This window comes from Paenibacillus dokdonensis, from assembly GCF_004916975.1.
GTDB lineage: Bacteria > Bacillota > Bacilli > Paenibacillales > Paenibacillaceae > Paenibacillus_AQ > Paenibacillus_AQ dokdonensis.
Genome location: NZ_STGQ01000002.1, coordinates 1,292,912 through 1,305,018, shown reverse-complemented (window position 1 = coordinate 1,305,018; position 12,107 = coordinate 1,292,912). Strand labels below are relative to the sequence as shown.

At 47.6% G+C, this 12,107-nt stretch carries 11 protein-coding genes and 1 pseudogene; 3 read left to right on the top strand and 9 right to left on the bottom strand.

What is annotated here, in order from left to right; genetic code table 11:
• Positions 1-5: 5 nt before the first annotated feature.
• The 5 genes from E6W40_RS23790 to E6W40_RS23770 all read right to left on the bottom strand — a co-directional run bounded on the left by E6W40_RS23790 (position 6) and on the right by E6W40_RS23770 (position 5,166).
• On the bottom strand, positions 6-554 hold the full coding sequence (locus tag E6W40_RS23790; protein ID WP_136608021.1) for a Gx transporter family protein: 549 nt from the start codon (positions 552-554) through the stop codon (positions 6-8).
• Positions 541-933 carry a NusG domain II-containing protein gene (locus E6W40_RS23785; protein WP_136608020.1) on the bottom strand — a complete coding sequence of 131 codons (393 nt, stop codon included), beginning with the start codon at positions 931-933 and terminating at the stop codon, positions 541-543. The genes E6W40_RS23790 and E6W40_RS23785 overlap by 14 nt, the downstream gene beginning before the upstream one ends.
• Positions 934-1,144: 211 nt before the next feature.
• Complete coding sequence (locus tag E6W40_RS23780; RefSeq protein ID WP_246073151.1) at positions 1,145-2,686, bottom strand: HD domain-containing phosphohydrolase; 1,542 nt, start codon at positions 2,684-2,686, stop codon at positions 1,145-1,147.
• A 255-nt stretch (positions 2,687-2,941) separates the two neighbouring features.
• Positions 2,942-3,631 carry an ArsR/SmtB family transcription factor gene (locus E6W40_RS23775; RefSeq protein ID WP_136608019.1) on the bottom strand — a complete coding sequence of 230 codons (690 nt, stop codon included), beginning with the start codon at positions 3,629-3,631 and terminating at the stop codon, positions 2,942-2,944.
• Positions 3,632-4,167: 536 nt separating this feature from the next.
• The gene (locus tag E6W40_RS23770) at positions 4,168-5,166 is read right to left on the bottom strand and encodes a polysaccharide deacetylase family protein (protein ID WP_246073150.1); all 999 of its coding nucleotides are present in this window, start codon (positions 5,164-5,166) and stop codon (positions 4,168-4,170) included.
• Positions 5,167-5,263: 97 nt separating this feature from the next.
• Between E6W40_RS23770 and E6W40_RS23765 the strand changes: the two genes are divergently transcribed.
• Entirely contained in the window at positions 5,264-5,602 is a 339-nt protein-coding gene (locus tag E6W40_RS23765; RefSeq protein WP_136608018.1) for a L,D-transpeptidase, read from the top strand.
• Positions 5,603-5,684: 82 nt separating this feature from the next.
• Here E6W40_RS23765 and E6W40_RS23760 read toward each other — a convergent pair whose 3' ends face one another.
• Positions 5,685-6,407 (bottom strand): glycoside hydrolase family 73 protein, encoded by a 723-nt coding sequence (locus E6W40_RS23760; protein WP_136608017.1) that lies wholly within the window; start codon positions 6,405-6,407, stop codon positions 5,685-5,687.
• Between the two features lie 188 nt (positions 6,408-6,595).
• Here E6W40_RS23760 and E6W40_RS23755 point away from each other — a divergent pair, with 188 nt between their 5' ends.
• Together E6W40_RS23755 and E6W40_RS23750 are read left to right on the top strand one after the other, a co-directional pair.
• The gene (locus E6W40_RS23755) at positions 6,596-7,153 is read left to right on the top strand and encodes a GNAT family N-acetyltransferase (RefSeq protein WP_246073149.1); all 558 of its coding nucleotides are present in this window, start codon (positions 6,596-6,598) and stop codon (positions 7,151-7,153) included.
• Between the two features lie 307 nt (positions 7,154-7,460).
• Positions 7,461-7,940 (top strand): annotated as a pseudogene (locus tag E6W40_RS23750) (C40 family peptidase); the annotation flags it as partial.
• Positions 7,941-8,153: 213 nt separating this feature from the next.
• On the opposite strand, the gene E6W40_RS23745 reads toward E6W40_RS23750, so the two are convergent.
• The 3 genes from E6W40_RS23745 to E6W40_RS23735 form a co-directional block, all read right to left on the bottom strand.
• A complete protein-coding gene (locus tag E6W40_RS23745) occupies positions 8,154-9,545 on the bottom strand; it encodes a sensor histidine kinase (RefSeq protein WP_168929024.1) in 1,392 nt (463 codons plus the stop codon).
• Positions 9,546-9,556: 11 nt separating this feature from the next.
• Positions 9,557-10,246: a response regulator transcription factor gene (locus E6W40_RS23740; protein ID WP_136608015.1), complete on the bottom strand. Its 690-nt coding sequence runs from the start codon at positions 10,244-10,246 to the stop codon at positions 9,557-9,559.
• A 201-nt stretch (positions 10,247-10,447) separates the two neighbouring features.
• Entirely contained in the window at positions 10,448-11,902 is a 1,455-nt protein-coding gene (locus E6W40_RS23735) for a SulP family inorganic anion transporter (RefSeq protein ID WP_168929023.1), read from the bottom strand.
• Positions 11,903-12,107 lie beyond the last annotated feature (205 nt).

The window sequence follows — 12,107 nt, the reverse complement described above, 5'->3', positions numbered from 1 at the left end:
ATCACTTAAGCCTTCATGAACGGATCAAACAAGGATAGCCTTGATAAAGAAGTGACCAGATATCGAACGGCGATCCCCACCAGAATGCCTGTGGCAATGCCGCTGATCAGCAGCGCCGGCAGATAGTAGAAAATATTCAAGGTGGAAAAGACGATGGAGGCTGCTGCAAGCTGCCCAATATTGTGGGCGATCCCGCCTGTGATGCTGATACCGACAAGGCTCAACCTGCGCCGGCCAAGCTTCATTAGAAATGCCATGACCGCAAAGCTGAACAGTGAGCCGAACAGGCTGAACAACAGGCTCGAGAAGGTTCCGAAAATAAAAGCAGTTAAAATGGTCTTCAGCACCACCAGCATCAGCGCATCCCTAGCCCTTAAAAAATACAGACAAGTCAAAATCATAATATTCGCGAGACCCAGCTTGGCACCCGGAATCTGGATGTTCACCGGAATCATGGATTCAGCAATGCTGAGCACAACCGCCACCGCGGCAAAAATCGCAATCATGACCGTCCTTTTCAGGACAAGCGATGTTTCTTCATCAGATAATGGCATCCGTACCCTCCCCTTCTCCGCCCGTGCCTTCAACTTCGACGATGACCCGGTGCGGCAAGCAGACAATGGTGTCCCCCTTCTTGGTTTTGAAGCCGAATGTCAGACATATCTCATCCGGACAGTCAGCGTCCACCATCTCAATCCCGTAATCCTGCACTTTAATCAGGTTGTAGCCGCGCTTGGTCCGGATTTCAACCGTCTGTTCTTCCTTCGTAAGCGTGACGGTCTGAAATACCTTTCCCTCTACTTTAATCACGGCTGTCAGCGGAGTATTGTGATTTTTTTCACTTATCTGACCGCCTTGAACCCATCTTGGAACCATCAACAGCAGGGCGGCCGCCAAAATCACGGAAATAAGCAGCAGGTCTCCACGTTTCATAGCGCGAAACTCCCTTATTTTTTAAAGTTTCAAATCTTAGATGCCCCCATTATAGCTGTGTTCTGTCAAAGCTTCAATGAGCGAAGTCGATGCAAATTATTATTTGTTATGAATTTCACAAAATGATCACTACCCTGAATTGTCTGCAAAACAAAAGCCAGTCCTCCAAAATAAAAAGCGTCCGCCGTTTCCGGCGGACGCTTTCCTTTTGTTATGCCCCATGCTTGGGTATGGAGGGCAGCTGCTTCCTCATATGATCCACAAAAACCTTCGCAAACACCGGGTCCCACTGGGTGCCCCTGCCTTCATCCAGAATTAACAGCGCAACAGATGATGCCATTCCCTTGCGGTAAGGACGGTCGGATGTCATCGCATCATAGGCATCTGCCACAGCAATGATCCGCCCGAGCAGCGGTATTTCTTCTCCCGCAAGACCGTCCGGGTATCCCTTGCCATCATAACGCTCATGATGGGAGCGAACACCGGGCAGCAACACGGCCATGGCATCCTTCGGTTCGATCTGAAGCAAAATATTTTCCCCGAGGCCCGGATGAAGCTTAATCTGATCAAACTCCTCATCCGTCAGCCGCCCCTCCTTCAGCAAGACGGTATCACGCACACCTATTTTCCCGATATCATGCAGTAGTGCGGACTTGCGGATCACCATAAGGTCCTCAGGGGACAACCCGCAAAGCCTGCCAATCAGCTCTGAATATTCAGCCACACGGAGCGAATGACCTGCGGTATAAGGATCGCGAGCATCCAAAGCCACGGCAAGCGTAACAAAATAGCTGTCCAGCATAGCCTGACTCTGCTCTTCTCTTGTCTGTAGTGCGCCCACCATCATGTTGAAGCCGGCAACGAGTTTGGAGAATTCATCCGAGTAAATATTCTGGACCTTCGTCATCCGCCCTTCCTTGATATCATTTATTGCGTCGTACAGCTTGGAGATAGGGCGCTCAATATCCTGCGTAATTAACCGCGCCCCTGTATACGCGAAGGCAATGTCGATGATCAGAATGAGACCTGCCCAGCCCCAGTAGTTCTGAAACATGGCGCTGTCCAGACTTTTCAGACGGATTTGCGCTGCCAGACTGAACAGCAGCAGTGGTGACATGCCGATCAGCATACCGCTGACAAGAAACTTGGGACGAATGGACAAAAACACATGGCCTTCCGGATCCAGTTCAACCTGGAACCTCATCTTTGCCTGCATTTTCAATTCAATCAACAGCGGGCGAATCGCAGCCGTAGACAGAAAAAAATCAAACATGGCGTGCATACTGGCTACCAGGGCTGCCCCCAAGGCCGCTACGGCCAGGTAAAATGCCGGAAAGTCCAAAAGCCCTTTGGACAGCATCCAGGCTGTAAGGAGCACTGCCGGAATGGACAAGCCTAGCAGATGCGGGACAAGAATCCGGTAAACGGACAACAGCGGCAGCCGGTGCGTCTGCATGTAGGCTTTTTTCAGCTCATCCAAATCAGCATCCGGCGACAAAAGCCCTCTCCTTATGGGAGCCAGATGACGGTAAAAGACAGTTAACTCTGCTGCAGCCATAAAGACGAGTGAAATCAGTAGAATGAATACGAGACGTTTATATTCATCCGGAGGTACGTCAAGTGTCGTCAAAACGATTGCGCTGCCTACAACCAGAACGGCCAGCAGCGAACCAATCAGATAATTGCGCAACAACTTGTTCAGAAACGACCGGTAAAGCTTTATTGCCCCCGGACAGGCGGATTCGGTATTCATACAATAGAGCCTTCCTTTAAATAAGATAGCTATATAAAATGAACGAATTGGTTCATTACTACTATAAATATCGGTCGAAAGGCGGAAAATTGTGACAAAAATCTTGTGAAACGTTTCGTTTTTCTCGATTTTCTCCTCTTTTTTTAAGTCTTGGCCCTCTATTTTGTTGTAAAATACATATTTTCGCCCTTCGGCTTACAAAAAAAGAAGACTGCAGCGATTGCTCATTGCGTCTTCTCCTATTTTCACCTATATTCATATGTCACTGATACCAAAATCTCTCTTCAGTCCGGCCCTTCCTTGCTCTGTAACGATAACCGCCCGTCCGGAAGCAGCCCTTTCAATCCATTTCATTTCAAAAAGGCGGGATACAACGGCATGCCCGAGCGTCCCTGCAAGATGATGCTGCCGCTCACTCCAGTCCAGGCAAATCCGGCTGAAAGACCTGCGCTGTTTACGCAAAGCAGGCAGATCCAGACCAAGCTCTGTGAAAAACCGTTCCCCCTCTGGAGTCACGGTAAACTCCTCTTGCCCCTTTTCAATATACTTGTTATCCATCATTGACTGGGTCAAGCGGACACCCAGCTTCCCTGCCAAATGATCATAACAGGTCCGGGCTTCGCATAAGGCTTTCATCTGGGTAGATTGCCTTAGTGACCTAATTTCAGCTGGTTTTGAAATCGTAAGGAGCGTTTCCAGAATTTGTGCAATTTCTTGTCCCGCCAATTTATAATAACGATAGCGTCCATGCTTCTCGGCCGTGACCAGCATGCCAGCGGTCATTTTCGCCAAATGAAAGCTTGCGGTCTGAGGCGTGATGCCTGCCTCTAAAGCCAATTCACTTGCGGTATGAAAACGTCCATCCATAAGACTCGTTAAAATCGCTGCCCGTGACGTCTCTCCGAGAAGAGAAACAAGCTCTGCCATCTTCGGATTTGCACCCATGATCTTCACTCCCAGTTTAGCATTCCATACTTCGATGATAATGGAAGTGTCTATAGTTCACAATAATATCGGAATGAGGACTTCCGCGGAAATCTCCTGAAATCAAGGCGAAGGGCGAGCTTCGAGGGTAAGAAACCGCCCCCTGCTCTTGCCATTTCATTACATCTATGATATTATTAAATATTGTAAGTTTCATTTAACCCCATATTCGTTCCTCGCAAGAAGAATAACTCTTCGTGACCACGAAGTTTTAAATTCCTATTTTGAATAACCCAAACGAAGTATGAGTTTATGTAAAGACGAAATTCTGATTCACACTGGCGCGGTCATCGGAGCCGCAAGGACAAAAGAGAGGTAGGGCTTTTGTTGTTTTAGAAATGTCATTATTCTGTTACACAACAAGAAAACCAGGAACCGGCTGCAGTCTGTTGTGAGACTGTCAGGGGTTAGATAGTTGGCGTCGTGCTGCGCCAGACCAAAACATAAACCCCCGGGTGGGCTGCTAAAGGCAGCTTCCCGGGGGTTTTCCAATTATTCTATACCTTGTAGCCTTTGATCGGCGATTTGATCGGTGCGCCCCTCTTCATATATTCAAGGAGCGCTATCGGATTGTTATCCATTCCTCCGGCATTGACGCGATAGCCGATATATTGTCCCGGACTGTTGATTCCCTGCTTGACGGAAAAGGTGACTTGAATGCCAAGGTTTTGACAGATATCGATTACAGACTTGGAGTATCCACCGTAAGGAAAAGCAAGAATATTACGTGTATTACCGATCTTTTCCCGCAGAATCTGATCGGACAGCCCCAGATCACCGGTCACGCGCCGGTCATATTCCTCATTACTTTCCACATGATGCAGCGTTTTGTTATCCGCCGGTCCCATCAACATTGGCTCGGCGCGATCCTTCCTTTTGCCTGCAATCCGGATATAGCCGTATGCATGAGAGTCGTAGGTATGGCTATAGAAGTCAATCCCCATCCGATGCATCGCCTGTACCTGCTGCCAGTCAAGCTTGGGAATGCCCGGAAGCTTCTTGCTGCCTACCGTGGCGACAATCAGGAAGTTGGTAGCGGGCACATGATACTGCTCCAATATCGGATATACATGCTGGTAGAACGTCTCATAGCCATCGTCAAACGTCATCAGCACCGCATTATCCGGCACCGGCCGGCGTTTCGTAATAAAATCGGCATACTGCTCCATCGTAATCCAGTGGAATCCGTTCGCCTTCATGGCATCCAGCTGCTGCTTGAAGACCACCGTGTCCAGACTTTTGATGTTGGTGGGATGCGGCCGCACATCATGATACATCAATACAATGACTTTATTTTTATAATAAATGGCATCGGGTGTCGGTCTGGTAGAAATAAAACCATGAACCCGGACGGCACTTGATCCTTCCTTATTGTGAACCGCAGTGCTCGAACGGACCGGATGATAAACATAGGGACCTTCTCTCCAGATAAACAAGGTGGCGATCAGCAATAAAACACCGAAACTACTGTACTGCAGTGCCTTTTTACGGCGCATGACATTCATAACTCCTTTATCCGAAAAATATTTCACGCTTGTCAGTGATTACGTTCCCCATACTACTAACATACTCTGAAATTAAGGAGTGATGCAAATGCCGAATTACCGGATCATTGTCGATCTTTCTGACCGCATGCTCTACCTGCTGGACGGCGATCAGGTTACCAAAGCCTATCCTGTTGGTATCGGTAAAATGCTGACCAGCACACCGACAGGCGAATACAGAATCATCAATAAGCAGGAGAATCCCGGCGGGCCGTTTGGCGTTCTCTGGATGGGCCTCTCCAAGCCGCATTACGGCATACATGGAACCAACGATCCTGCATCCATTGGACATGAGGTCTCGCATGGGTGTATCCGAATGCAAAATGAGGATGTACTGGATCTTTCGTCTTATGTACCAGTAGGAACGCGTGTCACAATCCGGCCGTAACCACCGTGAGAATCCCTGAGGGCTGGCTTCCCGCAGGGATTTCGTATTGTTGATCAGAAATCTGGCAACGTTCAGCAGCTGCTCACTTGGAGCTGCCGGGATTGTTCACCCGGATGCCGTTCTCATGCCTGTACTGAATCACCAGCTGCCGCCAATAGTCATAGCTTCCCTTATCATCTGAAATAAATGGTTTATAAAATTCATAAGCATCCTTCGCCCAAGCCGGACAGGGCATATTCAGCAAGGCATCCTGCTGCTTCATCCATTCAGCCTGCTTCGTTACCGTAGCTTGCAGTGCATCGAATGCCGCTTTTTCTTCCTTCGTCATGGGCTGCTCCCCCTCTACTTGGGCATCATATTGATATAAGTTGTACTGATCCATCATTTGAATCAGCTTATCCGCATACTGCGGGTCCGTCGCATAGCCGGCTTTCGCAATCATTTTCGCCGCCGTTCTGCCGTCCGTATTTAAAGCCCCGGCGTAACGCCGGTCCCCCGCCACTCCACTTACGATGAGCCGCGAGTGATCCTGAATGGATTCTTCCCAGCTGTGGTATGCGCGAAAATAGGCATAAATTTTGACCAGAGCCCCTTTAACATACTCCGAGGTCAGCATCCGGACACTACCGGCCGGTCCCCCGCCTTTGATGCCAAATAAATTGCCCGCTTTGGTTGTAAGGGCGCTTCCGCCCCATGAAGATTCGAGTGCAGCTTGTGCGATCGTGAGTGAGGCCGGAACACCCGTCTTAAGCTGATCTGCGGATGCAAGCGGTGCTATTTTCGCTATGAAGTCAGCTTTCTTCATCCCCTTCCACCCCCTTTCCCCATCTACTTCTATTCAATGCTAGCCTGCTGGGGGCGGCTTGTACGGGCACACCCTGCAGCAGAAATGAACGAGCCTGATTTCTACCGCAGCGACTTGATCTTGTAGTTGCGTATTGCCCTGCGACTTCTTACAATAGAACCATATGGTCACGGAGGGTGGGTACATACATGAATATGAATGCCACGAAATGCATTATTATAGAGCAGGAGATCAAGCCGGGAATTCGCGCCACTCAGGCTGGACCGGAGGATAAAGAAGCCGTGAACGCTCTGATGATTCAGGCAGCGGCTTGGCTGCAAAGCAAAGGATCCAAGCAGTGGCATGAGCTTCTAGCTGGTGAAGACAAACACGGGGTAACCAATGCGATTGACCGCGGCGATGTGTTTATTTTCAAACAGGATGACATCATGGCCGGCATGGTTATTCTCCAGCAGCATGCGAGCAGCTGGGATCGCTCACTCTGGGGTGAAGAAGGCCATGAACCTGCGGTCTATCTGCACAGGTTGGCCATTAACCGTGAATTCGGCGGTGAGCAGCTCGGAAGTGCCATACTGCAGTGGGCAGAACGTGGAGTCCGATTCCCGGACAAGGACAGAGTCCGGCTCGACTGTATCGCATCCGTACCTGCGCTGAACCAGCTGTACAGCGGCGCCGGATTTACTTATAAGGGTCAAACGCCAAGCGGCTTTAATCTGTATGAGAAAATGCAGCCGTCCGCACGTTGACGCATCATTAAATACAAAGAATTCAGTATACGAAAGGCGGCCTCCGTTGACGCGGAGACCGCCTTTTTCATGCTCAATATTGAGTTAATTTCTCAAACAGCCTCATTAAATGGAAAGTTAAATCGTGATGGGGTGTCAATGAATGTATCGTGAGAAAACTCTCATGCAATTCTCATTTTATCCGGCAAACTCAAGCCAGCTCTAATCCCATGAAGAATGCAGTAAATAGTGGGATTTTTTTATATGTTATTTTGGAACCAGGTGATCGATGCCTAAACACATATTTCCGAAGGAGGAAGTTACAATGATGAAACCACCAAAATTGGGTAAACTGCTCCTAGGTACAGGTCTTAGTCTTTCCATATTATTATCAGGAGGTACGGTGCTGCTAATGCCTCAAGCTGCCCATGCTGCCGCAGCAGAAACCTCTACATCCCTTGCGGATCAAATCTTTGCTACAGGTAAGCAATTTCTGGGAGTTCCTTATAAATTCGGTTCAAAATCAGGTGTAACGAGCACATTTGATTGTTCTTCATTCACGCAATATGTATACAAACAAAATGGCATCACACTTCCACGGGATTCAAGACAGCAGTCCACCGCAGGAACCTATGTGCCAAGAAATCAACTCAAACCCGGTGACCTTATCTTTTTCTACACGCCTATACACCATGTGGCAATCTATATCGGAAATGGACAAATTTTGCATACCTATGGCAAACCCGGAGTAACCATTTCCGATCTTAGCTCATGGGAGTCCCGGATTAATACAATTCGCCGTGTATTGCCTGACGATGGACAAGCCGCCAATACCCGTGCAAATTCATCAACCGATACAAGCTCCCAACCTTCGACAGATGCACAGACCGATAAAACCGCCCCGCCTGCGACAAACTCAAAAAGTGACCAGCAATCATCATCAGATAACACTAAGCATAAATACGTAAATTCGTCCCGTCACTCTCACCAGCATAAATACGAACATCAAGATTAATGTTCATTATTTACTATAAACCGGGAGGTACACCGAAAATATGCTGCCCTCCCCCGGTTTACTGGTTACAGAAATCCTGCCATGAAGGTTCTTCACCAATTCTTTAGCTATGGATAAACCAAGGCCTGTTCCCCCTGTTTCCCGGGAACGGGCCTTATCCACGCGATAAAACCGATCAAAGATTTTGCCTTGATCCTCATAGGGGATGCCTATTCCCGAATCCGCTACAGTGATACAGATTTCATTATTTTCCTTAAAGACCCGGACTTCTATCGCCCCCCCGGCATTCGTGTAGCGTATGGCATTTTCAAAAAGAATCACAGCCACCTGCCTGAGCTGCTCTTCATCACCCAGAACATACATATGAGGGTTTAATATTTCCTTTAGTGATATTTTCAGATCTCTCCGCCACAGTTGCCGAATGGCATCTTGTACCGTATGGCTCACATTCACTTTATCCTTTTTCATTTGAATATTTCCGGTTCGCGCTAATGTCAGTAATTGCGTCATCAGCCGCTGCATGCGCCGGCTTTCCTGATCTAACGCTTCAATCGATTGTTCCAAAACTTCGGGATTCTGTTTGCCCCAACGTTTCATCATCTGCACATGACCCCGGAAAGCCGTCAAAGGTGTGCGTAATTCATGGGACGCGTTCGACACAAAGCTTTTCTCGCGTTCAAACTGTGCTTGCAGCTGATCCAACAGGTCATTGATAGTCTGCGCTAAATCCTTCAATTCCTTTGGAATCGGCGGAACGGGAATACGCTCCTTTACATCCGTGATTTGGCCCATTCGTCTCAAAGCATCCATGATAGCAAATAAGGGCCGCAGATTTTTTTTGGTCAGACGATAGATCAGGTATGAGCCAGCAAACAGACTGACAATACCTGTAATACTAATGACTTTTACAATCAGCCATAATAAGTACACGATATTGTCTAGCTGCACAAGAATATGGATGGTGACTTTTTGTCCGTTCATTGCATTCCCCAAGACCACGTCCTGGATCGACAGCCCCTGGGTCTGGTCCCATAGAAAGAGCTTCACCCAATTGAAGTCTGCCTGCTCTTGATCCACTTGCAGGTTATTCGCACCGCCACGGGAATGGGCTAAGACACCGCCATCCGCATTTGCCAGTGCCACTTCATAATTGGCATGATCCGGATACAATATTTCATCCAGCATATCCTGCCAATCCGTTTCCATATATCCTAAAGAATCTATGATCTTTTGTTCTACAGCATGCAGCTCCTGCTTGGTATCTTGAATGAGAAAGTAACTCACAGCACCCATGATGCATGTTCCGATGAACAAGATGATAGCCATCAGACTCAGCACATACCAAGAGGTAAAGCGAAACATCAATGAATGAGTTGCTTTCTTTATGCATTTAATCATTCGTTTGTCCTTTAACCCGATCTAAGAACATATCCAACACCCCGGACGGTATGAATTAATTTAGGATGATAATTCCGATCGATCTTGTTCCGCAGATAACGAATATACACGTCTACAATATTCGTCTCTCCTGCAAAGTCATATCCCCATACGACAGATAATAGCCTGTCTCGGCTGATAACCTCTCCCTGATGCTGCATCAAGAAATACAGCAAATCAAATTCGCGCTGCGTCAAATCGATTCGAACTTCCGCCCTTGTTACAAATCGCTTTTTGACATCCAAGATTAAATCCTCCATTTGGAGAACATCTGATTCCGAATGATTCCTCTCGTGAGTATGGCGTCGTAAATTGGTTCGAACTCTGGCTAATAACTCTTCAATCTCAAATGGCTTGGTAATATAATCGTCAGCCCCGGTATCTAAACCTGCAATTTTATCTCCCAAGTAGTCACGTGCCGTTAATAATATGATTGGAACATCGCTTGTTTTTCGTATCCTCCTGCATACCTCTAACCCGTCCAGTTTTGGAAGCATCCAATCTAAGAGGATCAGGTTCCAGTCTTTCTTTTGAAAATATTCCAGTGCCTGCTCTCCGTTTACAGCAACGGTCACCTCATACCCCTCATGCTGAAGCTCCAGTTGAATGAACTGCGAGACGTTATGTTCATCTTCCACTAGTAAAATATAGGACGGTGACATTTATTCCACCTCATAGGATTAATTATCCTTAGTGTATCCTCATGTTCATGAAACATGCGATGTTTCGCTAGAGGAAATTCGATAAGAATTCTCCCACGATGCGGACAAAAAAAGATGACTCCTGATCATTTCAGAAGTCATCTGTATGCTTGTTTAGTCTGAAGCTTCAGAATTACAGAAGCCGATTTATAATGTGAAATATTAATGGGATGAATCCGGTGAAAGGCCGATTTTATCCATGATACGTTGGCTTTCCTGGTTGATTCCTTTTACAGCGACCCGTTTTCCCAGAGATTCGTACTTATCAACCACTTTCGAAAGGGCATTGGTTGCCGATTGGTCCCACAGATGGGAGCGGCTAAAATCAATCAACATCAGTTCCGGGTCATCCTGGTAATCAAACAGCTGGATAAAATGCGACATCGTGCCGAAGAAGAGCTGTCCTTCAATACGGTATACCTTGATTCCTGCCTCGTTTATTTCTGTAAAGGCTTGAATCCTGGCCATTTTCCAGCCAAACCGCAGCGCGCTCAAGATGACGCCCGACACGACACCCAAAGCCAGATTCGAAGTGGCAACCACAATCGCTACGGTCACGATCATGACTACGGTATCTCCAAGCGGTACTTTTTTCAGTGTCCGCAGTGAATTCCAATCGAATGTTCCGACGGACACCATCACCATAACACCCACAAGCGCAGCCATTGGAATAACCTTCACAACGCTGCCCAGGACGATAATCAAGAACAGCAGGAACACGCCTGCCACAAATGTTGAGAGCCGCGAACGCCCTCCGGATTTCACATTGATCACCGTCTGTCCAATCATTGCACATCCGGCCATCCCGCCAAAAAATCCGGTAATGATATTGGCGATGCCCTGGCCTTTAATCTCACGATTCTTATTGCTTCCCGTATCGGTCAATTCATCCACCAGATTTGCCGTCAGAAGCGATTCCGTCATTCCAACCACCGCCAAAGCCAGAGCATACGGCAGCACGGTCAGGATCATATGAAAGGACAAAGACACCGAAGGAATATGAAACGAGGGCAAAGTCTGCGTAATGTTTCCCATATCCCCTACCGTTCTGACATCCGCATGCGTTAAGACGGATACGATGGTCATGACAATGATAGCCACCAGTGCTGAAGGCACAGCCTTCGTCAACAGAGGAAACAGATAGATAATAAGCAGCGTTCCGGCAACCATTAGGTACATCACCCAGGTGGCACCTACAAAGTTCGGCAGCTGTGCCATGAAGATAACAACCGCCAGCGCATTCACGAATCCAACGATCACGGGCTGCGGCACAAAGCTTATAAACCGTCCGAACTTCAGCGCCCCCATCACCCACTGTAAAATCCCCGTCAATACGGTCGTTGCAAATAAATACTCGATTCCATACTTCGCAACAATAGGCCCCATTAGGGAAGCCATGGCACCGGTCGCCGCCGAGATCATGCCTGGACGCCCGCCAAAGAATGAAATAGAAACAGCAATTAAAAATGATGCGTATAATCCGACCATCGGGTCCACCCCGGCCATAAGAGAAAATGCGATGGCCTCGGGAATAAGCGCGAAAGCAACGGTCAATCCCGATAATAGATCTCTTCTGACATTGCTAAAGAAGCCTTGTTTAATCCAGTTTAAAAACAAAGAAATAACCCTCCTATGATGTTTGACTTAAAGCGTCCGTTCGTCTTCCTCTAACAGATTGCTGCTTATGGCTCCCCACTCTCAGGTTTGCCGGGTCCGATTTTTCACTTTTTACATTATAAGCATGGAAATAGTTAATTCCAAAATGGCATGTAAGCGATTAAACATATGATAATCTTCACTATTCTTTTATATTCTCTTTCTT